The organism is Pseudomonas sp., assembly GCF_030684895.1.
GTDB lineage: Bacteria > Pseudomonadota > Gammaproteobacteria > Pseudomonadales > Pseudomonadaceae > Aquipseudomonas.
On the sequence record NZ_JAUXXP010000059.1, the window covers coordinates 152,779 to 177,798 of the forward strand.

The 25,020-nt window shown below is 58.5% G+C and carries 32 protein-coding genes and 1 tRNA gene; 13 read left to right on the forward strand and 20 right to left on the reverse strand.

Translation table 11 applies throughout. From position 1 onward, the window contains the following. Positions 1 to 29: 29 nt before the first annotated feature. From iscR to trmJ, 3 genes are all read right to left on the reverse strand, one after another. Complete coding sequence (gene iscR, locus Q8M42_RS14115) at positions 30 to 521, reverse strand: Fe-S cluster assembly transcriptional regulator IscR (RefSeq protein WP_090248642.1); 492 nt, start codon at positions 519 to 521, stop codon at positions 30 to 32. A 139-nt stretch (positions 522 to 660) separates the two neighbouring features. After that, on the reverse strand, positions 661 to 1,437 hold the full coding sequence (gene cysE, locus Q8M42_RS14120; protein ID WP_304864664.1) for a serine O-acetyltransferase: 777 nt from the start codon (positions 1,435 to 1,437) through the stop codon (positions 661 to 663). Continuing rightward, positions 1,430 to 2,200, reverse strand: coding sequence for a tRNA (cytosine(32)/uridine(32)-2'-O)-methyltransferase TrmJ (trmJ, locus tag Q8M42_RS14125; RefSeq protein ID WP_304864666.1), 771 nt, complete (start codon positions 2,198 to 2,200; stop codon positions 1,430 to 1,432). The genes cysE and trmJ overlap by 8 nt, the downstream gene beginning before the upstream one ends. A gap of 144 nt (positions 2,201 to 2,344) precedes the next feature. Between trmJ and suhB the strand changes: the two genes are divergently transcribed. Beyond that, positions 2,345 to 3,160 carry an inositol-phosphate phosphatase gene (gene suhB / locus Q8M42_RS14130; RefSeq protein WP_304864668.1) on the forward strand — a complete coding sequence of 272 codons (816 nt, stop codon included), beginning with the start codon at positions 2,345 to 2,347 and terminating at the stop codon, positions 3,158 to 3,160. A gap of 53 nt (positions 3,161 to 3,213) precedes the next feature. Here suhB and Q8M42_RS14135 read toward each other — a convergent pair whose 3' ends face one another. The 7 genes from Q8M42_RS14135 to Q8M42_RS14165 form a co-directional block, all read right to left on the reverse strand. Then, the gene (locus Q8M42_RS14135) at positions 3,214 to 3,741 is read right to left on the reverse strand and encodes a glycine zipper 2TM domain-containing protein (protein ID WP_304864670.1); all 528 of its coding nucleotides are present in this window, start codon (positions 3,739 to 3,741) and stop codon (positions 3,214 to 3,216) included. 124 nt (positions 3,742 to 3,865) lie between these two features. After that, a complete protein-coding gene (secF, locus tag Q8M42_RS14140) occupies positions 3,866 to 4,771 on the reverse strand; it encodes a protein translocase subunit SecF (RefSeq protein WP_304864672.1) in 906 nt (301 codons plus the stop codon). Between the two features lie 9 nt (positions 4,772 to 4,780). Beyond that, entirely contained in the window at positions 4,781 to 6,649 is a 1,869-nt protein-coding gene (secD, locus tag Q8M42_RS14145; RefSeq protein ID WP_304864674.1) for a protein translocase subunit SecD, read from the reverse strand. Between the two features lie 62 nt (positions 6,650 to 6,711). Then, the gene (gene yajC / locus Q8M42_RS14150) at positions 6,712 to 7,047 is read right to left on the reverse strand and encodes a preprotein translocase subunit YajC (protein ID WP_304864676.1); all 336 of its coding nucleotides are present in this window, start codon (positions 7,045 to 7,047) and stop codon (positions 6,712 to 6,714) included. Positions 7,048 to 7,086: 39 nt separating this feature from the next. After that, the gene (gene tgt / locus Q8M42_RS14155; RefSeq protein ID WP_304864906.1) at positions 7,087 to 8,202 is read right to left on the reverse strand and encodes a tRNA guanosine(34) transglycosylase Tgt; all 1,116 of its coding nucleotides are present in this window, start codon (positions 8,200 to 8,202) and stop codon (positions 7,087 to 7,089) included. 14 nt (positions 8,203 to 8,216) lie between these two features. Continuing rightward, positions 8,217 to 9,266: a tRNA preQ1(34) S-adenosylmethionine ribosyltransferase-isomerase QueA gene (gene queA, locus Q8M42_RS14160; RefSeq protein WP_304864678.1), complete on the reverse strand. Its 1,050-nt coding sequence runs from the start codon at positions 9,264 to 9,266 to the stop codon at positions 8,217 to 8,219. Positions 9,267 to 9,557: 291 nt separating this feature from the next. Then, positions 9,558 to 10,040: a ribonuclease H gene (locus tag Q8M42_RS14165; RefSeq protein ID WP_304864680.1), complete on the reverse strand. Its 483-nt coding sequence runs from the start codon at positions 10,038 to 10,040 to the stop codon at positions 9,558 to 9,560. 709 nt (positions 10,041 to 10,749) lie between these two features. Between Q8M42_RS14165 and Q8M42_RS14170 the strand changes: the two genes are divergently transcribed. From Q8M42_RS14170 to Q8M42_RS14205, 8 genes are all read left to right on the forward strand, one after another. Beyond that, positions 10,750 to 10,834, forward strand: a tRNA-Leu gene (locus tag Q8M42_RS14170). Between the two features lie 207 nt (positions 10,835 to 11,041). Further along, complete coding sequence (locus Q8M42_RS14175) at positions 11,042 to 12,250, forward strand: integrase arm-type DNA-binding domain-containing protein (protein WP_304864681.1); 1,209 nt, start codon at positions 11,042 to 11,044, stop codon at positions 12,248 to 12,250. Positions 12,251 to 12,333: 83 nt separating this feature from the next. Then, positions 12,334 to 13,068 carry a hypothetical protein gene (locus Q8M42_RS14180; RefSeq protein ID WP_304864683.1) on the forward strand — a complete coding sequence of 245 codons (735 nt, stop codon included), beginning with the start codon at positions 12,334 to 12,336 and terminating at the stop codon, positions 13,066 to 13,068. A gap of 181 nt (positions 13,069 to 13,249) precedes the next feature. Beyond that, positions 13,250 to 13,468 carry an AlpA family transcriptional regulator gene (locus tag Q8M42_RS14185; RefSeq protein ID WP_304864685.1) on the forward strand — a complete coding sequence of 73 codons (219 nt, stop codon included), beginning with the start codon at positions 13,250 to 13,252 and terminating at the stop codon, positions 13,466 to 13,468. Next, on the forward strand, positions 13,468 to 13,716 hold the full coding sequence (locus Q8M42_RS14190) for a helix-turn-helix domain-containing protein (RefSeq protein ID WP_304864687.1): 249 nt from the start codon (positions 13,468 to 13,470) through the stop codon (positions 13,714 to 13,716). Before Q8M42_RS14185 ends, Q8M42_RS14190 begins: the two co-directional genes overlap by 1 nt. 151 nt (positions 13,717 to 13,867) lie before the next feature. Beyond that, positions 13,868 to 14,722: a hypothetical protein gene (locus Q8M42_RS14195; protein WP_304864689.1), complete on the forward strand. Its 855-nt coding sequence runs from the start codon at positions 13,868 to 13,870 to the stop codon at positions 14,720 to 14,722. Positions 14,723 to 14,803: 81 nt separating this feature from the next. Further along, the gene (locus tag Q8M42_RS14200; RefSeq protein WP_304864691.1) at positions 14,804 to 15,412 is read left to right on the forward strand and encodes a hypothetical protein; all 609 of its coding nucleotides are present in this window, start codon (positions 14,804 to 14,806) and stop codon (positions 15,410 to 15,412) included. Between the two features lie 1,080 nt (positions 15,413 to 16,492). Further along, entirely contained in the window at positions 16,493 to 16,684 is a 192-nt protein-coding gene (locus Q8M42_RS14205) for a hypothetical protein (protein ID WP_304864693.1), read from the forward strand. 16 nt (positions 16,685 to 16,700) lie between these two features. On the opposite strand, the gene Q8M42_RS14210 is transcribed toward Q8M42_RS14205, so the two are convergent. Together Q8M42_RS14210 and Q8M42_RS14215 are read right to left on the reverse strand one after the other, a co-directional pair. Next, positions 16,701 to 16,985, reverse strand: coding sequence for a DNA-binding transcriptional regulator (locus Q8M42_RS14210; protein WP_304864695.1), 285 nt, complete (start codon positions 16,983 to 16,985; stop codon positions 16,701 to 16,703). Then, entirely contained in the window at positions 16,978 to 17,292 is a 315-nt protein-coding gene (locus tag Q8M42_RS14215; protein ID WP_304864697.1) for a transcriptional regulator, read from the reverse strand. Before Q8M42_RS14215 ends, Q8M42_RS14210 begins: the two co-directional genes overlap by 8 nt. A gap of 346 nt (positions 17,293 to 17,638) precedes the next feature. Between Q8M42_RS14215 and Q8M42_RS14220 the strand changes: the two genes are divergently transcribed. After that, entirely contained in the window at positions 17,639 to 17,851 is a 213-nt protein-coding gene (locus Q8M42_RS14220) for a cold-shock protein (RefSeq protein WP_304864699.1), read from the forward strand. A gap of 192 nt (positions 17,852 to 18,043) precedes the next feature. Next, the gene (locus tag Q8M42_RS14225) at positions 18,044 to 18,538 is read left to right on the forward strand and encodes an RDD family protein (protein WP_304864701.1); all 495 of its coding nucleotides are present in this window, start codon (positions 18,044 to 18,046) and stop codon (positions 18,536 to 18,538) included. A gap of 62 nt (positions 18,539 to 18,600) precedes the next feature. Here the strand turns inward: Q8M42_RS14225 and lptG are convergent, their stop codons facing one another. Together lptG and lptF are read right to left on the reverse strand one after the other, a co-directional pair. Then, the gene (gene lptG / locus Q8M42_RS14230) at positions 18,601 to 19,662 is read right to left on the reverse strand and encodes an LPS export ABC transporter permease LptG (RefSeq protein ID WP_304864703.1); all 1,062 of its coding nucleotides are present in this window, start codon (positions 19,660 to 19,662) and stop codon (positions 18,601 to 18,603) included. Beyond that, the gene (lptF, locus tag Q8M42_RS14235) at positions 19,655 to 20,776 is read right to left on the reverse strand and encodes an LPS export ABC transporter permease LptF (RefSeq protein ID WP_304864705.1); all 1,122 of its coding nucleotides are present in this window, start codon (positions 20,774 to 20,776) and stop codon (positions 19,655 to 19,657) included. The genes lptG and lptF overlap by 8 nt, the downstream gene beginning before the upstream one ends. Positions 20,777 to 21,076: 300 nt before the next feature. Between lptF and Q8M42_RS14240 the strand changes: the two genes are divergently transcribed. After that, the gene (locus tag Q8M42_RS14240) at positions 21,077 to 21,397 is read left to right on the forward strand and encodes a hypothetical protein (RefSeq protein WP_305284246.1); all 321 of its coding nucleotides are present in this window, start codon (positions 21,077 to 21,079) and stop codon (positions 21,395 to 21,397) included. Between the two features lie 34 nt (positions 21,398 to 21,431). Here the strand turns inward: Q8M42_RS14240 and Q8M42_RS14245 are convergent, their stop codons facing one another. After that, positions 21,432 to 21,980: a DUF2514 family protein gene (locus Q8M42_RS14245; RefSeq protein WP_305284248.1), complete on the reverse strand. Its 549-nt coding sequence runs from the start codon at positions 21,978 to 21,980 to the stop codon at positions 21,432 to 21,434. Beyond that, entirely contained in the window at positions 21,977 to 22,525 is a 549-nt protein-coding gene (locus Q8M42_RS14250; protein ID WP_305284250.1) for a hypothetical protein, read from the reverse strand. The genes Q8M42_RS14245 and Q8M42_RS14250 overlap by 4 nt, the downstream gene beginning before the upstream one ends. Positions 22,526 to 22,625: 100 nt before the next feature. Between Q8M42_RS14250 and Q8M42_RS14255 the strand changes: the two genes are divergently transcribed. After that, positions 22,626 to 22,838, forward strand: a complete 213-nt coding sequence (locus Q8M42_RS14255) for a carbon storage regulator (RefSeq protein ID WP_305284253.1) — start codon at positions 22,626 to 22,628, stop codon at positions 22,836 to 22,838. On the opposite strand, the gene Q8M42_RS14260 is transcribed toward Q8M42_RS14255, so the two are convergent. Genes Q8M42_RS14260 through Q8M42_RS14275 form a run of 4 tightly spaced genes read right to left on the reverse strand, consistent with a single transcriptional unit; the run spans position 22,835 to position 25,015 of the window. Next, complete coding sequence (locus tag Q8M42_RS14260; RefSeq protein ID WP_305284255.1) at positions 22,835 to 23,296, reverse strand: hypothetical protein; 462 nt, start codon at positions 23,294 to 23,296, stop codon at positions 22,835 to 22,837. The genes Q8M42_RS14255 and Q8M42_RS14260 overlap by 4 nt on opposite strands. Continuing rightward, positions 23,296 to 23,898 carry a hypothetical protein gene (locus Q8M42_RS14265; RefSeq protein ID WP_305284257.1) on the reverse strand — a complete coding sequence of 201 codons (603 nt, stop codon included), beginning with the start codon at positions 23,896 to 23,898 and terminating at the stop codon, positions 23,296 to 23,298. Before Q8M42_RS14265 ends, Q8M42_RS14260 begins: the two co-directional genes overlap by 1 nt. After that, positions 23,898 to 24,497, reverse strand: coding sequence for a hypothetical protein (locus tag Q8M42_RS14270; protein WP_305284260.1), 600 nt, complete (start codon positions 24,495 to 24,497; stop codon positions 23,898 to 23,900). The genes Q8M42_RS14265 and Q8M42_RS14270 overlap by 1 nt, the downstream gene beginning before the upstream one ends. Further along, positions 24,497 to 25,015 (reverse strand): hypothetical protein, encoded by a 519-nt coding sequence (locus tag Q8M42_RS14275; RefSeq protein ID WP_305284261.1) that lies wholly within the window; start codon positions 25,013 to 25,015, stop codon positions 24,497 to 24,499. The genes Q8M42_RS14270 and Q8M42_RS14275 overlap by 1 nt, the downstream gene beginning before the upstream one ends. Positions 25,016 to 25,020 lie beyond the last annotated feature (5 nt).

Here is a 25,020-nt window from a genome sequence, read left to right on the forward strand (position 1 = left end):
TATCAGGCCAGCTAGCCAGCGCTATGCGCTCAATCGACGGCGGACGTTTCGATCTTATCCAGGTACGGCGTCCTGCCATTGCAGCGGCGCTGATCCTGGCGCTGGGCAACTTCCTGCACTTCACGACGGGTCACCAAGTCAGCGAGACTGATGCCGCTTAGAAATTCGTGTATCTGCTGGCTGAGGTCACACCACAGATGGTGGGTCAGACAGGTATCTCCCGCGTGGCAATCGCCCTGCCCCTGGCAGCGCGTGGCATCGACCGACTCGTTGACCGCATCGATCACCTCAGCCACCTGGATGCCCTGCATGTCACGCGACAGCTGATAACCACCGCCCGGCCCACGTACGCTGGAGACCAGATTGCCGCGACGCAACTTGGCAAATAGCTGCTCCAGATAGGAAAGGGAAATACCCTGCCGCTCAGAGATATCAGCCAAAGACACCGGCCCACGTTGAGCGTGCAGCGCCAGATCAAGCATGGCGGTGACGGCGTAACGGCCTTTGGTGGTTAGTCGCATAAGGGATTACCGCGTAGTCGCAATATGCCGCGAGTATGCAATTCCCGAGCATTTAAGTCAACTATAAGACCTAGTGCTTTAGTCGGGATTAGCCAGATTGGAGGGCACGCAGCATAGCAAAATGCGCGCACCCACACCATCAAGCCGCAGGCTTGTCTGCGTCTTTGACCACGCCGGCGAAATCCTCGTCACGCAGTTGCGGCAAATCCTTGGCGCAATAGTCGCTGCCAAGCGATTTGAGCGCACCGCACATACCTTCCAGGCGCCCATCGACCGCATGCAGGTGATCGAGCAACTGACCAATGGCCCGCGCTACCGGATCTGGCATATCCTGACTCACGCCGTAGGCATCGAAACCCAGCTTCTCAGCAATCGCCTGGCGCTTGGCTTCCTGCTCATCGTCGGTTTTGACGATGATCCGCCCCGGAATCCCGACCGCCGTAGCGCCCGCTGGCACTTCCTTGGTCACCACGGCATTGGAGCCGATCTTGGCGCCCGCACCGACCGTGAACGGCCCCAGCACCTTGGCACCCGCACCGACCACCACACCATCTTCCAGCGTTGGATGGCGCTTGCCCTTGTTCCAGCTGGTGCCACCGAGGGTCACGCCCTGGTAAAGGGTGACGTCATTGCCGATCTCAGCAGTCTCACCAATCACGATACCCATGCCGTGATCGATAAAGAAGCGCCGACCGATCTTCGCGCCAGGATGGATTTCGATGCCGGTCATCCAGCGCCCGAAGTTCGACACCACGCGCGCCAACCACTTCCAACCACCGCGCCACAGCGCATGTGCCAGGCGATGCAGCCAGACCGCATGCAACCCCGGATAGCAAGTGACCACCTCAAAGGCATTACGCGCCGCCGGGTCGCGATGGAATACGCTTTGGATATCCTCTTGCATGCGCTCAAACATCTGCTTTCTCCTGCCTAGGGTGCTCGCCACGCGCCGCCTTGATGGTCTCCGTCAAGATACCGCGCAAGATATTCATTTCCAGCTTGCTCACCGCACTGCGCCCATACAAGCGGCGCAGGCGACTCATCAGATGCCGCGGTTTGGCCGGATCAAGAAACCTGATCTCAACCAGCGCTTGCTCCAGATGACGATAAAACGACTCCAGCTCATCCGCCGTAACCGGCTCTTCATCGGGCTCGACAACCGCAACCTGCTTAACCGGCCGCCCTTCTGTGGCCAGCCAGGCAATACGCACTTCGTAAGCAAGCACCTGCACTGCCGCCGCCAGATTCAACGAACTGAACGCCGGATCAGAGGGAATATGCACATGAAAGTGACAGCGTTGCAGCTCCTCATTGGTCAGGCCGGCATACTCACGACCAAACACCAAGGCAACCTGCGCGCCTTGCTGCGCCTGCTCGCACGCAGCAACACCACACTCACGCGGCTCCAGCATCGGCCAGGGAATATGCCGATCCCGCGCACTGGTGCCGAGCACCAGACGACAACCTACCAACGCCTCTTCAAGCGTGCCAACCACCCGCGCCGCATCGAGAATATCAGTAGCCCCAGAGGCCCTGGCCACCGCCTCCTCACTCGGGAAATCGCGCGGATCAACCAACACCAGCTGCGACAAACCCATGTTTTTCATGGCCCGCGCCGCGCCACCGATATTGCCCGGATGACTGGTACCGACCAACACAACGCGAATATTTTCCAGCAACGCAAACGCTCACAGACAAGGCTTAGAGGGACAAATCTTACAGAAGCCACCCGCCTTGCGCCACGCAAGGCGCAGGTTGCACTTCAACCGCCGGGCTTTTCTGCTAGAATGGCCGGCTTTCTTTAACGACCCAGGTGAACATCCATGCAGCCCATGCTGAATATCGCGCTGCGCGCAGCCCGTAGCGCCGGCGAAATGATCTTCCGCTCGACCGAACGCTTGGACGTCATCTCGGTCGACGAGAAAGAAGCCAAGGACTACGTAACTGAAGTTGATCGCTCAGCCGAGCAGTTGATCATTCAGGCCCTGCGCAAAGCGTTCCCGAACCACGGTATCCTCGGCGAGGAAAGCGGCCTGAGCGAAGGCAGCGGCGACGGCGCCGATTACCTGTGGATCATCGATCCACTGGACGGCACCACCAACTTTATTCGTGGTATTCCACACTACGCCGTCAGCATCGCCTGCAAATACCGTGGCCGCCTTGAGCACGCGGTGATCATCGACCCGGTACGCCAGGAAGAGTTCACCGCCAGCCGTGGCCGTGGCGCTGCCCTCAACGGCCGCCGCCTGCGCGTTGGCAATCGCAAGAGCCTGGAAGGCGCGCTGCTTGGCACCGGCTTCCCGTTCCGCGACAGCCAGATGGAAAACCTGGAAAACTACATCGGCATGTTCCGCAGCCTGGTCGGCCAAACTGCCGGCATCCGCCGCGCTGGCGCAGCCAGCCTGGACCTGGCCTACGTGGCCGCCGGCCGTTTCGATGCATTCTGGGAGTTCGGCCTGTCGGAATGGGACATGGCCGCCGGCGCACTGCTGATTCAGGAAGCAGGCGGCCTGGTCAGCGACTTCAGCGGCGGCCACGATTTCCTGGAAAAAGGCCAGATCGTTGCCGGCAACACCAAGTGCTTCAAGGCAGTCCTGACCGCTATCCAGCCACACCTGTCAGCCTCATTGAAGCGCTAACAGCACGGCAACAAAAAAAGCGCCCTAGGGCGCTTTTTTTGTTGCCGCAATAATTAGTCAACCAGCACTAACTGACCATCACGAACCGGAATTTGCCGACCCGGATCTTTGGCCATACGCACCTGGCTTACTTTGCCATCCAGCTCATATTTAACGTCATAACCCACCAGCTTTTCGCTGGAATCCATAACCATACTGCATCGCGTCTCAGTCGTAGTAACGGTGTCGTTAGCCTGCATACTGCCCTGCACTTGGTTGCCGGCATAACCACCACCCACTGCACCTGCGACCGTAGCCAGCTTCTTACCGTTGCCGCCACCAACCTGGTTACCCAACAAACCGCCAACCACAGCACCAATGGCCGTCCCTGCAATCTTGTGCTGATCTTTTACCGGGGCCTGACGCGTGACAGCTACATCCTTACACACCTCACGCGGGGTTTTGATCGTCTGATTAACCGGCTTTACCGCCAGTACTTCAGCGTATTTCGGCGCACTGACAATATTGTAAGTAGCCACAGCGCCACCGGCCGTAACACCTACCGCGCCCAACACAGCACCCACCAACATTGACTTATTCATACACGCCTCCCGCAACCTGTCGTCCGGCGCTCAAGCGCCTCATTCAAGACTTTGAGCATAAAAAAACCGGGCAAGTTCAACACCAGCCCGGCTCATTCAAGCATTTGCGATAAGACGCACAGATTCAGGGGCGCTCATCGACCTCTTCTTCAACCACCGGCGGAATCAGGTCATCGACCGTCAGGTCGAGCCACACCAGCACCACGTTAGCGATATAGACCGACGAGTAAGTGCCCGCCGCCACACCGACAAACAGCGCTACCGAGAAGGCGAACAGGTTGTCACCGGCAAACAGCAGCAACGCGGCAATCGCCATCAGCGTCGAAATGGACGTCGCCAGCGTACGCAGCAGAGTCTGCGTGGTGGAGATGTTGATGTTGTCGATCAACGTCGCCTTGCGCAGCACGCGGAAGTTCTCACGCACCCGGTCGAAGACCACGATGGTGTCGTTCAGCGAATAACCGATGATCGCCAGCAATGCCGCCAACACGGTCAGATCGAAGGTGATCTGGAAGAATGACAGGATGCCGAGCGTGACGATCACGTCGTGGATCAGCGAGATAATCGCCCCCACGCCGAACTTCCACTGGAAGCGGAAGGCCAGATAAAGCATCACCCCACCCAGCGCCAGCAGCAGACCCAGCCCGCCCTGGTCGCGCAGCTCTTCACCCACCTGCGGGCCAACGAACTCGACCTTTTTCACCTCAAGCTGCTCGCCCGCCTGGCGCAGCGCGGTGGCCACCTTATTACCCAGGTCTGGGTCACTGCCCTGCATACGCACCACCACATCAGTGGTGGCACCAAAGCTCTGCACCACGGCATCGGCATAGCCGGCACCAGCCAGCTGCGCGCGGATCTTACCGAGGTCTGCCGGCTGCTCGTAGCTCAGCTCGATTTGCGTACCGCCGGTAAAGTCCAGCCCCAGGTTCAGCCCTTTGGTGAACAGGCTAACCAGGGCCAGCACCGTCAGCAGCAGAGTGAAGGCGAACGCAATATTGCGCACCCCCATGAAGTTGATCGTACGATTCATCACAGCCCCTTAAATCCACAACTTCTTGAAGTCACGCCCGCCGCAAGTCAGGTTGACCATGCAACGCGTCACCAGAATGGCGGTAAACATCGAGGTGAGAATACCCAGCGACAGCGTCACCGCGAAGCCTTTGACCGGCCCGGTACCCATGGCAAACAGGATGCCGCCGACCAGCAGAGTGGTCAGGTTGGCGTCAACAATTGCCGAGTAAGCCCGATCAAAACCCTCATGGATGGCGCGCTGAATCGACATGCCATTGGCAATCTCTTCACGAATACGCGAGAAGATCAGCACGTTGGCGTCTACCGCCATACCCATGGTCAACACAATACCGGCGATGCCCGGCAGGGTCAGTGTGGCACTGAGCAGCGACATCAGCGCCAGCAACAGCACCATATTCAGCCCCAGCGCGATGGTCGCCAGCACACCGAAGGCGCGGTAGATGGCAATGATAAACAGTGAAACAAACAGCATCGCCCACAGCGACGCATTGACGCCCTTGGTAATGTTGTCAGCACCCAGGCTCGGGCCAATGGTGCGCTCTTCCGCGAAGTACATCGGCGCCGCCAGACCACCGGCACGCAGCAGCAGGGCCAGCTCGGACGACTCGCCCTGGCCATCCAGGCCGGTGATGCGGAACTGACTACCCAACGGCGACTGAATGGTGGCCAGGCTGATGATCTTCTTCTCTTCGACGAAGGTCTGCAGTTCGACTTCCTTCTCGACGCCATCCACCACCTGACGCACGTAGCGGGTTACCGGCTTCTGCTCGATAAAGATCACCGCCATGCTGCGCCCGACATTGTTGCGGGTCGCGCGGTTCATCAGATCACCGCCGCGACCATCCAGACGGATATTCACCTGCGGGCTGCCGTTCTCATCGAAGCTGGCCTGGGCATCGGTGACCTGATCGCCGGTGATGATCAGCTCACGCTCCAGCTGGGCTGGCGGACGACCTTCCTGACGGAACTCGAAGCTTTCGGTCGCAGCCTTGGCCGCATCCGGCTCGGCGGCCAGGCGGAATTCAAGGTTGGCGGTCTTGCCGAGAATACGCTTGGCCTCGGCAGTGTCCTGCACGCCTGGCAGCTCAACCACGATGCGGTTGGCACCCTGACGCTGGACCAGCGGCTCGGCCACACCCAGCTCGTTGACCCGGTTACGCACGGTGGTCAGGTTCTGCTTGATCGAGTATTCGCGAATTTCGACCAGTTTGGCCTGGGTCAGCGTCAGACGCAGCACCTGCAGCTCGCTGCGCTGCACGGTGGTCATATCGAAATCGTTGAAATCCTTGCGGATCAGGCGCTCGGCCTTCTCCAGCGCGGCTTCATCGGTAAAGCCCAGCTGAATGGCACCGTTGAGCTCAGGCAGGCTGCGATAACGCACGCGCTCTTTACGCAGCAGGCTCTTGACCTCGCCCTCGTAAACCTTGCGGCGCGCATCCAAGGCTTTGTCCATGTCCACTTCCATCAGGAAGTGCACACCACCGGACAGGTCCAGGCCAAGCTTCATCGGGCTGCCGCCCAGGTTGCGCAACCAGTCTGGCGTGGTTTGCGCCAGGTTCAGAGCGACTACGAACTCATCGCTCAAAGCCTTGCGCACCAGCTCTTTGGCTGGCAACTGATCTTCAGCGCTGTTCAAACGCAGCAAGCCGGCACGGCCCTGATTGGCCAGACTCACAGCTTTAACGCTGATACCGGCCGCTTCCAGGGCGCGACTGGCGCGGTCCAGGTCGGCCTGCTCGACGCGCATGGCGGAGCTGTTGCCACTGATCTGGATCGCCGGATCATCCGGGTACAGATTGGGCGCGGAATAAAGGAAACCGATTGCCAGCACAGCCAGAATCAGCAGGTACTTCCAGAGGGGAAATTTGTTGAGCATGACGCCGCCCGTTATGACGCGGGGCGCATTAAGCGCCCCGTCGAATGGTAAAGGTGTGTTGCTTAGATCGCTTTCAGCGTGCCCTTAGGCAGCGAGGCGGCAATCGCCACTTTCTGAATCTTCAGCTCAACGGTGTCGGACACTTCGATTACCACGAAGTCATCGGAAACCTTAGTCACCTTGCCAGCGATACCGCCGCTGGTTACAACTTCATCACCTTTCTGCAGGCCACCGATCAGACCCTTGTGCTCTTTCGCACGCTTGGCCTGTGGGCGCCAGATCATCAGATAGAAGATGACCAGAAAGCCGACCAGAAATACCCATTCAAAGCCACTACCAGCAGGACCGGCAGCCGGTGCGGCGCCTTCAGCGAAAGCAGCGGGGATAAAAAAGCTCATGTAACACTCCTGTTGCAAGGGTCTTTAAAAAGTTGGGAATCAATCCAGAGGCGGCGTTGGCAGCCCGCGCTTGGCATAGAAGGCATCGACAAAGGCGGCCAATGTACCCTGTTGAATAGCCTCGCGCAAACCAGCCATAAGCACCTGATAATGCCGTAAGTTGTGGATTGTATTGAGCATGCTACCGAGCATTTCGCCGCATTTATCCAGATGGTGCAGATAGGCGCGGGAGAAATGTTTACAGGTGTAACAATCGCAGGTCGGGTCCAGCGGCGAATTATCCTGTTTGTGGAAGGCATTGCGGATTTTCAGCACGCCGGTATCGACAAACAGGTGACCGTTGCGCGCGTTGCGGGTCGGCATCACGCAGTCAAACATGTCCACACCACGGCGCACGCCTTCGACCAGATCCTCCGGTTTGCCTACACCCATCAGGTAACGCGGCTTATCAGCCGGCAACTGCGCGGGCAGGTAATCGAGCACCTTGATCATCTCGTCTTTCGGCTCGCCGACTGACAGACCGCCAATGGCGTAACCGTCAAAGCCGATCTGCTCCAGACCATCCAGCGATACCTTGCGCAATTCCTCATACATACCGCCCTGGACGATGCCGAACAGCGCCGCCGTGCTTTCGCCATGAGCCTCTTTCGAGCGCCTGGCCCAGCGCAGCGACAACTCCATCGAGCGCTTGGCCACATCGAACTCGGCCGGATACGGCGTGCATTCGTCGAAAATCATCACGATGTCCGAGCCCAGGTCGCGCTGCACCTGCATCGACTCTTCCGGCCCCATAAATACCTTGGCACCGTCGACCGGCGAGGCAAAGTACACGCCCTCCTCCTTGATCTTACGCATCGCCCCCAGACTGAACACCTGGAAGCCGCCGGAGTCGGTAAGGATCGGCCCTTGCCACTGCATAAAATCATGCAGGTCGCCGTGCTTCTTGATCACGTCAGTGCCGGGACGCAGCCACAGATGGAAGGTATTGCCGAGGATGATCTGCGCACCAATCGCCTCGATATCACGCGGCAGCATGCCCTTGACCGTGCCATAGGTACCCACCGGCATAAACGCCGGGGTTTCCACCACGCCACGAGGGAAAGTCAGCCGGCCACGGCGCGCCTTGCCCTCGGTCGCCAACAATTCGAAAGACATGCGGCAGGTGCGCGTCATAGCTGTTCCTCTGGCCCGCGCGGTGCGGGGTTGCGGGTGATAAACATGGCATCACCGTAACTGAAAAAACGATATTCACCGGCAATCGCCGCCTGATAGGCCGCCATGGTTTCCGGGTAACCGGCAAACGCCGACACCAGCATCAGCAAGGTCGATTCCGGCAAATGGAAGTTGGTCACCAGTGCATCGACCACATGTAGCGGCCGGCCTGGGTAGATAAAGATATCGGTGTCACCGCTGAAGGCCTTGAGCACGCCATCACGTGCAGCGCTTTCCAGCGAACGCACACTGGTGGTGCCAACCGCAATCACCCGACCGCCACGCGCACGGCAGGCGGCTACGGCATCGACCACATCCTGACTGACCTCCAGCCATTCGCTGTGCATATGGTGGTCTTCAATGCGCTCAACGCGCACCGGCTGAAAGGTGCCTGCGCCGACGTGCAGGGTAACGAACGCCTGCTCAACACCCTTCTCGGCAATTGCCGCCAGCAGCTGCTGATCAAAATGCAGCCCAGCGGTCGGCGCCGCCACGGCGCCAGCGCGGTCGGCATACACCGTCTGATAGCGCTCGCGATCCGCCTGCTCATCCGGCCGATCAATATAAGGCGGCAACGGCATATGCCCGACCCGTTCCAGCAGCGGCAGCACTTCTTCGGCAAAGTGCAGCTCGAACAAGGCATCGTGGCGAGCGACCATCTCGGCCTCGCCACCGCCGTCGATCAGGATGCTCGAACCTGGCTTCGGCGACTTGCTCGAACGCACATGGGCCAGCACGCGATGAGCGTCTAGCACCCGTTCAACCAGAATCTCCAGCTTACCGCCCGAAGCCTTCTGGCCGTACAACCGCGCCGGAATCACCCGAGTGTTGTTAAACACCATCAGGTCGCCAGGGCGCAGGTAATCCAGCAGATCACTGAATTGTTTATGCGCCAGCGCACCCGTCGGCCCGTCGAGCACCAGCAAACGGCTGGCACGGCGTTCGGCAAGGGGGTGGCGGGCAATCAGAGCGTCTGGCAGCTCGAAATTGAAGTCGGCAACACGCATGGTAGGAAGGAGGTCGTCTAGCAGGGCGGCAAAGCTTACCGGAAATAGTGCATGCTGACCACGCAAGTGGATTGACCAACCCCAACACCATCCCTATACTGCGCCGCCATTGTGCCCCGGTGGCGGAACCGGTAGACGCGGCGGATTCAAAATGACTCCTGCCAATCACCAAGCCGCTCTAGAACGCACATTTCAGGCCATCAAGGCCGCTGCTACACCGCTGAGTCACGGTTAAGACTCAATCCTGACAGTCTCGTCAGGCATCTTCAAGACCTCCCCAAGCAAACGACATCAGACCTGCAGATTGCAGCGTTTCCTGACGACCTTTCCGCCTGCTCCAAGCGCCGCCAAGGCGTCGGCCCGCTCGTTGCCAGGGATGCCGCTGTGGGCCTTAACCCAGCAGGCGGTGACTTCCTTCCCTTGCAGCAGATGGTCAATCCGCTGCCATAGGTCGAGATGCTCCGGGGGCTTCTTGTCGGCCTTCCTCCAGCCCTTGGCCTTCCAGTTCGCCAGCCAGCTTTGGAAAGCCTTGGCGATGTATTCGCTGTCGGTGTTGAGAGTGATAGGCGCAGCCTGAGTGCAGCGCTCCAGGGCTTCGACGACTGCCATAAGCTCGGCCCTGCCGTTGGTCTGTGGCTGACCCTCGGGGACTGGCCCGGCAATCTCCAGGGTGTCGCCTTGAGGATTGGTCAGCACTGCGCCCCAGCCTGCTCTGGCGTTGGGCTTTCCATTGTTGTGGCATGCGCCGTCGGTGTAGATCGTGTAAGCATTCATGGGTAGGTACTCCTTGTTAAATGCGTGGGCAGGCCTCCCCCTCCTGACGTTACTCAGGTGGAGACCTCCGGTGATGTGGGTCAGGTAGTCATCAGCAGTGGATGCCTTCAGCTTGCGAGTGTTGCGATACACATCGAAGACCGCCTGCAGTGTCGGTGCTGGCTTGGTCTTTGGCTTAGGTGCTGGTGCTGGTGCTGGTGCTGGTGCTGGTGCTGGTGTCGAGAGTGACGCAACCTCAACCCGAGCAACATCCTGCCTAGCAGTAACCCCAAGCCTTGCTCTCAAAGCATCCAGCGCTGCCGCCCTAGCCTCCTCAGCGCTCATTACAGGCCAATGGCCAAGCGTCCTATAGCTTCCCCGCAGGCGAACCCGGAAAACCCTTGAGCGCGCCCCTGCGACCATCTGGAAGCCGACCAAGTGGCTGTCGTGGATGACCTGTCGCGCATGGCCTGAACAATTGACCCGAGCGACCGAGGAATCGGAAAGGAGGAAGCGTCTTGCTGTTGAGTTCTGCGTCACCATTGCTACACCGCTGCGTCACCAAAGTGCATGGGCGTGACTCAGCTGTGAACGGCCAGACATGGGCCTTCCACGCTCAAAGAGGTAGCGTCAGGAAGCCTTCAATAGGCCTGAAAGCATTGAAATACAAGGATTTGCAGCAAGTGGATTGACCAACCCCAACACCATCCCTATACTGCGCCGCCATTGTGCCCCGGTGGCGGAACCGGTAGACGCGGCGGATTCAAAATCCGTTTTCGAAAGAAGTGGGAGTTCGAGTCTCCCCCGGGGCACCATTAGATTTTCTCAGGACGTACCGAAACGACCTGAAACCCCTAGAAAACCGGCCCCTGAGCCGGTTTTTTATTGCCCGCAGTTCCCTACCGTTTCCTTGTAAGCCCAGTTGATTGTGAGTAGATTTGTGAGTAGATCGAGTTTGGTCTAAAAATCTACTCACACTAGAGCCGCCAAAGGCCACCCGGCGCGACTCACACGGGGGCACCATGCCGCTGACCGATTCCGCCATCAAAACTGCCAAACCCAAAGACAAGCTATATCGCCTGGCCGACAGTAATGGCCTGTGCCTGGAAGTCGCACCGACCGGCTCTAAGCTGTGGCGCTACCGCTACCGCTTCAACGGCAAAGCCAAAATGCTTTCACTTGGCGCATACCCTGCCGTGCCCTTGGCCACCGCTCGCCGCAAACGTGACGACGCCCGCCTATTACTGGACGAAGGCACCGATCCCGGCGTAGAGCGACAAGCCAGCAAACAGGCGCAAGCGCTTGAGGCATTTTCATTCGAGAAGCTGGCACGAGAGTGGCACGCCTACCGTTCGCCACGCTGGGCCAAGTCAACTGCCGACAAAACGGCCTCTTATATGGAGTCGGATTTACTGCCCGCCCTTGGCCACCGCCCGGCCAAAGCCATTACCCGCCCCGAGCTAGTGGCTCTGATCCGCAAGATCGAATCACGCGGCGCGCACAATGTCGCCAAGAAAGCCCGCCAATGGCTAAGCCAGATTTTCCGCTTTGGCCTGGCACAGGGGGCAGTAGAAGCCAACCCGGCAACCGACCTGGACGTGATCGCCGCTCACGCACCAGCAACCCGGCATCACCCGCACGTCACCTTTGCCGAGCTGCCCGAGCTACTGGGCAAGGTAGAAGCGGCCAACATCAACACCCTGACCCGCCATGCTATCCGTCTGCTGGTGCTGACTGCTGTGCGCCCTGGTGAATTGCGCGCCGCACCTTGGGCCGAGTTCGACCTAGACGCCGCTACCTGGACAATCCCGAAAGAGCGAATGAAAGCCAGGCGCGACCACTCAGTACCACTGCCACGTCAGGCCGTTGTCATCCTACGCCAGCTTCAAGAAGTCACCGGGGGTTATGCCTTGGTATTTGCAGGGCGCAACAACACCAACCGCCCAATGAGTGAAAACACCATCAACAAGGCATTGGCTGACGCAGGCTATAAAGGCAGGCAAACCGGCCACGGCTTCCGCCACCTTCTAAGTACCGAGCTTAACGGACGCGGCTATAACCGTGATTGGATCGAGCGTCAGCTAGCCCACGGCGATGACGACGAAATACGCGATACCTACAACCATGCAACCTACCTGGAGCAACGCCGGGAAATGATGCAAGCGTGGGCTGATTCGATAGACGCGTTGTGCTCAGGGGCCAACGTAGTGAGCATCAAGCGCAAGGCTTAGGGGTTTTGGCTGGCCTAAGCGGACTTCCTAGCCGCCTAGCCGGCCGATTCATTCAGTAAGTGAGACGGCCGGGAGAGCATAAGGTGGATGAATTAGATTATTGGCGGCTATGCGACCATTTGAGCGTACAAGACGCCGCCGCGTTAGTTATCGGGGCAGAACCGTCCAGCCTTCATGGTAGCGGGGAAGGGATATATCTCGCCGTTCACCATTGCGATGCGGGACCTTCGGCAAGGGCCGGAATGTTCCAAGCTGTATTCACAGCCATCAAGAACGCTATACAAGCAGGAACCATAACAGCACAAATCAGGATGTCCGCAAGGGAGTACGGTAGCGCTGACATGAAAGCCGACGCAGATTACGCGTCTATTGGCTTCCCCTATCGCTCCGGCACTACAGCGGAAGATGGAGAACTCTTTTCTGGAGAAGGCTTCTTTTATCGCCCATTCCCAGACTGGAACCTTACAACAATCGCTGTCGACGACCTCAAAGCATGGCTAGCAAGCCGTGGCATGGTGTCTGGCTTTTTCTTTCCGAACCGAGAAGAAGGCCAACCCGGATATTTGGACAGCACCCACCCCAACTATGCACCCAAACTGGCCGCAGCCATTCGCGCATGGGAAGCCATCACTAGCGATACCGAACGACAACGCGGGAAGACGCCGAAACAAGCTTTAACCAAGTGGCTCAACGAACACGCAGCAGCCTACGGATTGACCAAAGAGGACGGCACCCCGAATGCCACGGGCGTAGAAGAAGCTGCCAAGTTGGCTAATTGGAAGCCAGAAGGCGGAGCCAGCAAGACCCCTGGAGAGTGAACCCACCCACCCCTCAAACCCCTGCTATTGCTGGCTTCATACAACAAGCACAGGATTAACCCACCCACCCCACAGCTCTTTTAGTTCGGAGGGTTTTCTGAGCCTGCCTGGCTATTTGCCATAGGCTTCGCTGTATTGAATGCAAGTCATCGCTGAACAACTGCCCAAGGAGGCCCAGACGATGACTATGCAAACCAATCCCACCCAACCCCCACGCCGCTTCATTAAACTGACCGAAGTAAAAAGCCTGACCACCCTTTCAACGTCCGAGATTTACCGGCGCATTGCCGCCGGCACCTTCCCCGCACAAATAACGCTTGGGCCAAAGTCTGTGGCCTGGATCGAGGCTGAAATATTGGCATGGTGCGACGCCATGACCGCCCAACGGAAGGTGGCCTAATGGATATTTGCCACGTAAACACCAGCTCCAGCGCCCAACGCGCCCGCCTGCTGACCCGCTTGCAGGCGGGCCCAATCGATACGCTAACCGCCCGCAGCGAGCTAAATATCTTGATGCCCGCCGCACGCATCAAGGAGCTGAAAGAGCGCGGACACCCCATCCGCGCCCAACGCATTAGCATGATCGACCAGCAGGGCCGCACACACCACGGCATAGCGCTGTATTACCTAACCCTGACCGGGGAATAATCATGGCCAACTTTCAACGCTGCCACTTGGCGGCAACGGGATCGGTTTGCCTGGAAAAAGCCTACACCTGGCTTTATAGATTCGGGCCGGTAGTAGGGTGCCTTGGGCCTGCCGCCTTCGTCGCCAGCCTCTTTGCACTGGATCTACTGACGTGAAAGAGAACGCCATCGGTTATGCCGCTGGCACTCTGCCGCAGCGCCCCGAGCTACTGGGGTGGCTGCTGGCGCGCGGGGATGCTGTCAGCATTGAGCGTGGCGTGCTGGTGATTGCTCCGGCGAGCGGTAAAGCCGTGCCATCTGACTGGCTGAGCGACAACGGTGAAACGCTAATTCGGCAAATCCTCAGCGTCACTGAGCAGGATGCCTACCGCTATCAAAGTCGCAAAACAGGGCATTACGGGCCGCGCAAATCGGCCGGACTGACTCTGCAATTTCAGTCCGTCATGACTGATGACGAGGCATACGTCATTTTCAATACTGAGCTTACCCGTACTCGCAATACTGCCAGCGGAAAAAAGGGTGACCCACTACCGGCAGAGCAGTTCAGGGCGGCCCCTGGCAGCCATCTGACTAAGTTCTGGCAGTCCACAGGGATAGCACTCAAGCGTCTAGCCGCTATGCATGACTACATGGGCCGGTTGCGTAACGTCCTATTCAGCGCCAGCCCGACACTAGGTCGGGATGATGGACGATTAGATGCTGGCAGTTTGCGTGCATTGAACATACCAAGCGCTTTAATTCGGCAGGCTATGGCACTGGACAATCAGCCGACAAAAACCGGACAGACCACGGACACGCCACGGACAAGCAGGCCCTACAAGGATATTGCTCAAGGCCAGCAGCCATGCGGGGTACAGCCTGTTATGACTACGGGGGCGAATCACTACGGTAATACGGTAATAAGGGAACGCGGTAATACGGGAACCCTTCAAGCAATACCTACAAGCAACCCCCCACAAGAGCAGAGTGTTGAAGAATGGCTCGCTGATTACGATTCGGCCTCATGAGACGAGGTTAAGCGCCAGCCATTCAAACGCGGCATCTGATGATTAAAGGCTAAATTTGCCAATTGATTTAGGTTCGACTCGATGGCCAGACAACGCGAGAAAGACAGCACAAGCGATTACCGCACGCTGAATATCAGCGCCCTAAAATGCAAAAACCTTTTACGGTCGGGCGCGTCTTTTCAATGGGAATGGTGGCGACGTGGCGAAAAGGTGGCGAGCATCGGCATTGCCATTGAGAGCCTGCACAGCATGCGCCTGCGCTATCAAAGCCGCAGCCGTGGCCGCGAACCAACCCAGCATGATTACCCAGTGACAATCACCTGGACGCCCTGCCACCTTGGAGGGGAACGCCCTTGGCTGCTTTGCCCGTGCTGTGGCCGTCGCGTGGCTAAGCTCTATAGCGGCAGCGTATTTGCCTGCCGCTATTGCCTGCGCCTGAACTATCCATGCCAGCAAGCCAGCAAACGAGATCGCGCGCTAGATCGAACCTGGACGCTGCGACGCAAGCTGAGCTGCGATGATGGCCCCTTTGATTATCCGGCCGAGTACATACAGCGCCCGAAAGGCATGCACCGCAAAACCTTTGCCCGGCGCATCGAACAGCTTTCACGCATTGAAGAACAGGCCATGACCAATATGGTTACGGCAATGCAAAAACTTGGCATTAGAATCACAGGCATCAGCCTCTAGAAAACGATCAGCAAGCAGGGCAACAAACAAAAAAGTGAGTAGATTTGTGAGTAGATTAAAAACCACATGACACCACAACCCATATATAACGCAGCCTATAGCGCTTGGTTCGAGTCTCCCCCGGGCACCATTTAAATTTCTCAGGACGTACCGAAACGACCTGAAACCCTTAGAAAACCGGCCATTGAGCCGGTTTTTTATTGCCTGTAGCTTCATATACCCACGATTGCAGCCCAGTTTGAGGGGCACCGTTAGGGGCATATTCAGCTAGGCCATGTTTCATGCCCCTACATAGGCGCCCCACGCCTTGCCAAGCCACTCCTCTGACTGACACCACCATCAAGGGCCAATGCCCAGGCAGAGCAGTTCGGGGGCTTAATGATTGATGCATGACGCGGCTTCTTGAAGCTATGTTGATGGCCTAAAGAGAGTATTGGTGAAGTGGAAGACCTAGCAACGAAGATAATTCCACTGGTCCAGATGCTCATACCTGGGCTCATCACGACGATGATCTTCTACTGGTTGGCTGACGTGAAGAAACCCGGACAATTTGAGCGCACTGTTCAAGCGTTGATCGGCACAGCCGTTATTACAATGATCGTCACGTGTATAGAAATACTGCTGAAGTACATTGGAAGCCACACACCTGGATCGCCGGTTAAGGGTGGAGTGGAGTGAGCAAGGAGACTACGAGTCAGCGGCCCGCAACCCCGCCCAGAGCTCCACCGCCAGCTCCTAACAAGGGTTAACCGTAAGGGCCCGCATATTGTGCGATGCTGTTCATTTAATCAGTGGGGCTGCGAGTGCTATGAGGCGACATGAAGAAGATTACCAATCACCCAGCGACGGTGTTCCATAAAGGATTTTGGAGTACTGACTTACTGCCGACACTAGCCACGACAGGCGATAATCGACACTAGCTGAATCCAGCTCGCAAGGCCCTGGCCAGCGATGAGGCGGCTCACTACAGCAAGGGGGATCGCCCGCTGCGCATGAAGGTGTCGGCCCAGGTGCTGATCTGCGAGACTTAGAGCCAAGCACCCCAGTGGCACCCTTTCATCAACAAAGCCTGGCCCATCAATGATGGTGATCGCCGGCACGATTACCGAGCGCGATCACGATCAACTCAACGCTCGCGAGTTGGAGATCGTCACCCTGCTGGAGTTGCGTGACTCGGCACTGATTGGCACGGGACTGGGCTATGCCGAACGCAAGACCAACCTGCTGCTGTACGTGCAGCCGTTGCTCAGTAAACGAGCTGACGCTGCATGAACACCAACCGCCGGCTTCACGCCACCTGCAAATCCCGCAGCGCTTCTGGGTGCAGTACCGCAATGCGCAACAGCGTCTTGGCTGCACCGGACGGTGAACGCCGTCCTTGCTCCCAGTCCTGAAGGGTGCGCAGACTCACACCCAACAACTCCGCGAACGCACGTTGCGAAAAACCTACTTTAGCCCGCGCTTCTGCCACAGGCGAAAGCTCCACTTGCGTGGTGCGAGCTGCCTTACCGGCTTTCATGTCGCGGACTGATCGCAGCAAATCCGCCTGGAACTGCTCCAGTTCTTTATCCATGATCGATTGCCTCTTTCAGTTGGTTCAGGAAGGCCGCAGGCAAGTTGTCGAACTTCGCCTTGGTGTAGGCGATCAGCAGCCAAATATGACCGTCGGCCAGCGCGTTGTAATAGATCACCCGAGCACCACCACGCTTACCCATGCCCGCACGCGACCATCTGACTTTGCGCAAGCCACTCGTGCCAGGGATCACATCGCCGGCCAACGGGTTGGCAGCCAGCCAGGCGATGAACTCTTCACGCTCACCGTCAGCCCAGATGGGGCCGGCGTAGCGCTGGAAAACTTCCGTTTCAAAGACTGTATACATGAAGTTAATAGTACGGCAATGCCGTATATTGAACAACCAAATGGCAAAGCGCCTTTTTGCTATCCGCTGATGGTAACCCGAGCGCGTTCTAATACTCCGCAGAGCACAACAAAACCAGCCTACAGCCCAGCAACCGCATGCCCTGCAGGGGCTTGGCATTTGCCGGGGAGTTGGCGTAAAGTTTTCCCACTGTGTTTGCATGGGTCGCCGAAAATCGTGACCTGGTGCAGTAGATCATCCAGATCCGCTACATCCCGCTCGACGTCGCATACCGCCTTGCAACCAGTATTCAGCCCCTCATGTCGAGTAGCGGCTGTCATCAACGTTAGGTTCAAGGAAATACATCATGTCGAATCGTCAGAGCGGTACCGTCAAGTGGTTTAACGATGAAAAAGGTTTTGGTTTTATCACGCCTGAAAGCGGTCCGGATCTGTTCGTGCACTTCCGCGCGATCCAAAGCAACGGTTTCAAGAGCCTGAAAGAAGGCCAGAAAGTCAGCTTTATTGCTGTGCAAGGCCAGAAAGGCATGCAGGCTGACGAAGTGCAAATTCAGGAGTAATCCTGCCGCACTGAAGAACCCCTGATGGCAACACCAGGGGTTTTTTATGTCCTGCCATCCATGGCGGCCACCCTTCGGGCCGTCGCTACGCGACGTTAAAAATGACTCCCGGTCATTTTTTATGGCCGGCCATTCCCACGAATGCCGTATTGTTGCCGCCATTCCGCCAGCCGATTGAGTAAAGAGCCGACCATGCCGAAACACCTGCTGCGCCCGCAGGGTGAATTCCCCAGCGCCGGACTGACCCGCCGCCTCGCTGCGATGTTTTATGATTTTCTGCTGTGCATCGCGCTGCTGATCGTCGTGACCTTTATCTACAAGCTGATCCTGATGGGTTTCTACGGCGAGGCGCAGCTCAAGCAGATGTCCGACGCCGGCGCCCTGGACGGCGATCCTCTGCTCTCGACTGTGCTGTTTCTCAGCCTGTTTGGTTTTTTCGCCAAATTCTGGACCCACAACGGCCAGACACTGGGCATGCAGGTGTGGGGCCTGCGCATCCAGAACGCCGACGGCACGGCGATCAGCCTATGGCAGGCATTGCTGCGCTTTCTGGTCGCCATCGGCTCCTGGCTGCTGCTGGGCCTGGGCTTTCTCTGGATGCTCTGGGATAAAGAAAAGCGCAGCTGGCATGACATCTATTCGGACAGCCAAGTGATTCAGCTGCCGAAGAACATTCATAAGAAGTAAAACCCCAGATACAAGAAAGCCGGCGTGCACCCAGTGTGCACGCCGGCTTTTTTACGCCTGAATCAACCCGCGCGGCGTAGCAACCAGACGCCGGCCAGCGCGCAGATACCGGCTGGAATCAGCACCGCCAGCAGCGGCGAGAAGCCGAACACCAGGCTTGATGGGCCGAGCAAGTCCTGGCTGATCTTGAACACAAAACCCACCAGCACCCCGGTAAATACCCGCTGCCCCAGAGTTACCGAGCGCAGCGGGCCGAAGATAAAGGAGATCGCCATCAGCACCAGCGCAGCCGTTACCAAGGGCTGCAGCACCTTGGTCCAGAACGACAGCCAGTACTGACTGTTATTGAGGCCCTGTTCGGCCAGGTAGTGGATGTAGTTCCACAACCCGGTCATCGACAGCGCATCCGGCGACAGCACCACGGTGCCGAGCAGCTGTGGCGTCAGCTCGACATCCCAGCGTTCACTGCCCTGCTCAATAACTTCACTGCTGCGCTCACGGAAATGCGTGGTCGCAACATCCTCCAGCAGCCAGTGATCGCCCTGGTACTGGGCGCGCCGGGCGAAGCTTGCGGACTGCATGCGTTTCTGCTCATCGAAACGATAACGCGTCACCCCAAACAGCACACCATTGGGCTGCACGGCGTTGATGTGCACATACTCCTGCCCCTGGCGATGCCACAAGCCGCGCTTTGCCGTCTGCGCTTCACCGCCGCCCTGGGCCATGGCCCGGCTGGCCTGAGCCTGATTTTCGCTATAAGGCGCGAGGTACTCGCCGATCAGCACACCGACCAGCATCAGCACCAGCATCGGTTTCATCACCGCCCAGACAATCCGCCCAATCGATACACCGGCCGCACGCATGATGGTCAGTTCGCTGTTACTGGCCAGCGAGCCCAAGCCGATCAGGCAACCGATCAGCGCGGCCATCGGCAGCATTTCATAGATGCGTCGCGGCGCCGTCAGCAGCACATAGCCGAGGGCATCGAGCAGGCTGTAGCTGTCCTCGACATCACCCAACTCGTCGATAAAGGCAAACAGCAGCGCCAGACCAACAATGATGCCCAGCACAGCGAGGATGGCGACAAATACCTGTGCGCCGATATAGCGATCCAACTTAACCACGGGCCACCTCCAGCGCCACACGACGGGCCGCCCAGCGCAAGCGCAGCGGTTCCCAATAAAGCAGCAATAGCCCGATCAATGCGAACAACCCATGCACCCACCACAAGCCCAAGGCTGTGGGGATCTTCTCTTTATCCAGCGCACCACGCGCGCCAATCAGCAGCGCCAGGTAAGCCATGTACAGCAAAATAGCCGGCAACAGCTTGAGAAAGCGTCCCTGGCGTGGATTGACCCGCGACAGCGGCACCGCCAGCAGGGTGACTACAAAAACCAGCACGGGGATCGACAAGCGCCACTGCAATTCGGACTGCATGCGCGGCTTGTCATTACCAATCAGCTCGCGCGTCGGCATTGCCTCGCGGTCGGTGACCTCCACCGCCACTTCCGGTTTGGGCAGCAGTACGCCATAGGTGTCGTATTTGATGGCGCGGTAATCGGCCTGACCCGGATTGCCGTCGTAGCGGTAACCGTTTTCCAGAATCAGGTAGCGGCTGCCGTCGGCCTGGATCTCCTGGCGACCGGATTCAGCCACCAACACGGAGATGCCGCGCTCCTTGTCGCCTTTGCTGGACAGCTGTTTCTCGGAAATAAACACCCCGGCCAGCGAACCGCGATCTTCGGACAACTCCTCGGTGTAGGTCACCCGCGAGCCATTTTTCATCGATTGAAAACGCCCAGGCACCAGGGTATCCAGCTCGGTCATGGCGCTCTGCTGATTGAGAATCCGCGCCACATGCTCAACGCCCTGCGGGGCCAAACCCAGGCTCAGCCAGCCGGCCAGCAACGCCACCAGGGTCGCCGGCGCAAGGCTGTAGGCAAGCAAGCGCTGCTGGCTCATGCCGGTAGCCGAGAGCACCGTCATCTCGCTGTCCAGGTACATCCGCCCGTAGGCCAGGAGAATGCCGAGGAACAGCCCAAGCGGCAGAATCAGCTGGAGGAAGCCGGGAATCCGGTACGCCATGATCATCAGCAGCACCCCGGGGTCGAGCAGGCCCTGCGCGGCCTGGGCCAGGTAGCGGATAAAGCGGCCACTCATAATGATGACCAGCAGCACCGCGCTTACGGCACTCAGGGTCAACAACACTTCACGAGACAGATAACGGAAGACGATCAAACCAGACACTCCAGGGTTGTCAGGCTCAGGCGGCTAAGATCAAACTAGCCGCACTGCTTGCCGGCTCGCCCAATTGGCGAACCATCGAAAAATAGCCGGCATTATCCTGCGATTAGTTAGGCGTGTCACTGAGCTTGAAAGGCGCATGAATGCTAGGCCGTATGCGCCTAAATACGTTCTAAACCGCTTTACTACGCAATCAGTGGTACAGGAATTGGTACAAGCGATCCATTGCCGAATCAGGTGATAGCGCTGGAAAATAGAATCAGCGGGCGACCAGATCACTGCGGGAGACTAACAATGTGGGTGAATGTCGAAGTGATGGCGGGACGAGTCCTTGACTGGGCAGTCGGTCAGATCGAGGGGACAAACGCTGAGGGAAAGCCACCGCTGCCATATTCAACCGATTGGGCTACCGGCGGGTATCTGCTTGATAAATACAAGCTCGATGTTGTCACGCACACATATGGCTTTTGTGTTGTTGATGACTGGGGCCATGGCGAGATATACAAGCTGAGCCCTGAAGGCGAAACATACCTCATTGCAGCTGGCCGACACCTGGTATGCGCAAATTTAGGCGACCGTCTGAAAGTTCCTGAATGGGTCACCAGCCTGGAATAGCGCCATTCGCGGCCACCCCCCGTCCTGGGCACGATCACCAACCACCCAACGAATCAAACGATCTTTCGCACACCAGCCCTCTTATTCGACTGTCGTCGGCGACTCCAGCATAGAGTTGAGCGAGCGCTCCAAGGCGGCCGAGCAGCTCGGTACGCACTCGGGAATCGGCTTCTGCTGCCTGGCTGAGCTGGGCAGTGATGGTATTGCCGGCGTCACGGCTGCGGCGCTCAGCTGCTTCGAGGCGCAGCTTGAGCCGCTCAAGAGCACTGCCAGCATTGGCAGCATCAGCCCGAGCAGTTTCCAGTTGTTGTTCGGCATCCTTCTGCACCTCATCTATGGCCGCCATGCGGCGCTTGGTTTCCTGCAGGGCGGCTAGCGTTGCCTTGCGGTCACGCTCGCTAACCTCGGTTTTGTAGTCGGCAAGGGCCGTGGCCGAGTTGGCCGCCTTGGTCAGCGCGACCGCTGCCTCAACCTGGGCCAGCGCCACCCGCACCTGCTGCGCGCCGCCGACCAGCGCCAGGGAAAGCGCCCAGGCCATGGCCAGCCACGTCCAGGACGGGACAAGCTTCAGCCAGGCAGTCACGGGTAAACCGCCCGCTCTGCAGCTGCGTAGTTGCGGCCCCACTTGGCGCGCAGCTCATCCTTCTGCGCTTGAGTGCCACGGCTATGCGCACCAGGGCGCCAGGTGCGCAGGTAAAGCTGCCATGCGGTGTCGACGGCGCCTTTTCCAGGCAATTTGCCAGGATCTGTCCACAGCAGAAGGCGCGCGAGAGCTGCGGCAAGCACATCGTCGTGCTCGATTGCCGTATATATGCGCTCATTCACCGGCTGTACGCCGCGCGCAGCGCACACGGCAACGGCCAGTTCACTGGTCAGGTGGTGGCGCAGCACGCCGTGCACCATGCCGCCGCCCAGTTCAGCCTGCCAAAAGCTGCGCGCAGGGCCTTCTGGCACGTTTAGGCGCACCCCTTCACGAATAACTGTGATGATTTGGCGCCGATCAACAAAGCGCGACTCATGCAGGCCGATGGCCAGCAGCATCACCTCAGCCTGGGGGCTGCACATTTTCGCGGGCAGCAGCAAAAGCGCCGGCTCAATCGCTGAGCGGCGTATCTCTGAAAGGGTCATGGGTTACTCCAGGCAACAAAAAGCCCGCACTCGGCGGGCATGGTCTAGGCTGTGGATTGCGCGCAAGGCGCACCCACTTATCTATGCAAGGATGCTATCGATGGGACTGATACTCGCCCGCAAGCTCAACGAAGAGATCGTGTTGTTCGCCGCGCCTGGCGCTGATCCAGCGCTACTCATTGAGCAGCTAACTGAAGGCTTCACAATCCGGGTACATGAGGTCAATGATTCCGGCACCAATGTGAAGCTCGACATCAGTGCGCCTGCTGGCATCAGGGTTCTTCGCAGTGAGCTGCTTGATCGCGAGCCTTAGGCAGCCAGGCGAAGCGCCCAGCTGTCGTTCAGCCACTGACAATGCGTACCCGTCGTTTGCGGGTTGTAGATCGAAGGGTTCGGCAACGCCAACGCGCGCATGCACCACTCGGAGCAGAACGCAGCATGCTCGGTCGGGCGGTTGCGGTTGAACACCTGGCTGGCGATCAGCGATGGCCATCCGTACACGTCGCTGTCCGTGGTTTCGAAGTAGCGGACGATGGCGGCCGCATCTGCCCATGGCAGATCGATCAAGTCCCAGTGGTCTTTACCCAAGCTGATTTCATCAGAGCCAGGCCCTACCCGCTTTCTCCGCACGCCCTTGTCCATCACGGAACTGGAGTAGCACCAGCCGTCCACTACCAGCTCGCAGTGGCTGTAGATGCTGCCCGTCCACCAGCGAATTGCGGCATTGCCGAGCTGGCCTTTGCCTTTGTACAGCGCGAGTTGTGCCGGCATCAGAAAAGCTCCTGCAGCTGTGCGGGTGGCGTACTCATGATCAGCACGGCCTGGGCCTGCATCTCGGCGTACAGGCTGAGCGGGATTGTGTAATCCAACTCTGGATTGCCGCCGGCCTTGATCTGGTCCTCATACTTCTGCCGCATGCCGGTTAGATACGAGCTGACGGTCTCGAACTGCTGCGCCTTGGTAAGCGTGCGCAGCAGGTATTCCACGCGATCAATCCCGCGCGTTGCGGCGGCGCGATCAATCCAGGGCGTGAGCGCGTTTTCGGGATCGGCAACCCAGGCTTTTGACTCTTTGTCTTGGGTGGGCCAAGTGTCCTTCTCCAGCTGCGGGTAGTCGGCGGTGATGGCTCTGGTGGCCTCATCGTAACTGCCGTTATTTCTAGTCAGCCGAATGGCGCGTACCTGGTCGGGGGTTGGCTCTGGCACTACTTCCGGCTCCGGATCGGGCGCAGGCCCAACGCTGAACCCACCCTCAATACTCACCACCAGGCCTTCAAGCATGCCAGCTAGCGCCTCGGAATATTGCTGCTCGGTGATTTCAATGCCGCCTTCAATCGGGGCGCGACTGATACGCTCTTCTGCTGCGTAAGGCATCAGCGAATCCTCATGTAATAGTCAGCGCCGATGTTCTTGGCTCGGGTTTCACTTGCAGTTCGTGCCACACGCGACGCGTCAAATGTTCCTGCTACGCCTGCGGTTGCTGTGAAAGAAGGTCGGCTGCTGAGACTTCCACCAGCAGCAAACGCGCCAGTAAGGCCTGTAGAGTTAAGTGCGATAGCTACCAAATCAGAACCTGAGAACGAGCCGGTGATGTTCTGCAACGCGTCAGCCTCAACAGTCCCGCTTGAACCCGCGCGCAAGGCCCGGCGCTCAGTGTTGATAAGCCGCACGGTTTGCCCATTAAGCGCGCTGCCTGTGTCACTTATCGCAGCAGTGGCCTGCACCAAAGGTGCTGAACCGCTCAACGACTCGCTCGATAAGACCCCTGTGTTGTAGCTGTCGCTGGCGGTCAGCTTTATGTAGCGGTAGTTGGCGTTATCGGTGGGCGGCGCCGTCACTCCGGTGAGGTGCGTCCAGAGCGGGAATGGTGAACCTATGGGAATGTGAGCCCATAGATCTAGGCCCAGTACATCCGCCGCTGGCAACTGGCGAACCTTGCCACTAATGCGCACCAGCGGTTTGCGCAGGGCCATTACAGAACCACCGGCGCTTCTTTAACGGTAACCAGCTCGGTAGCAGACTTTGCGATACCGAGGTACTGGCAAACCTTATTGGCGTTGGCCACGTCAGCCGCATCGAGCGCCGTAGAGATCACGCCACCTGCTGTACCGAGCCAATATTCGGCGCCCTCGGTCAGTCCGGTCTGATGCGAGTTGACGGTGTTAAGGCGCTTCACCGTGGCGTTCGCTGCACTACTAACAGCGGCCTCAACGTAGCCATGCGCAGGACGCCCGTTGCTGTTGTCGGCCTTGCGCACTTTGAGGGTGCCGGAGTCGCTAAACAGGTTGACGTAATCACCGGCCGACAGCGCCTCAAAAGCGGGCGCAATAACCTGGTTTGCACCGATGCCGGATGGCAGCAGGCTTGCGTCCAGTTTGCCGCTGCTGTCGAGCGCAACGACTTTGCCGGCATCGCCGGCGCCGGCCGAGGTCACGATTGCAGCGATTTGTTTCAGGCGGCCGCCTACGCGGGCCAGGAAAGATTGAGCCATGGTGT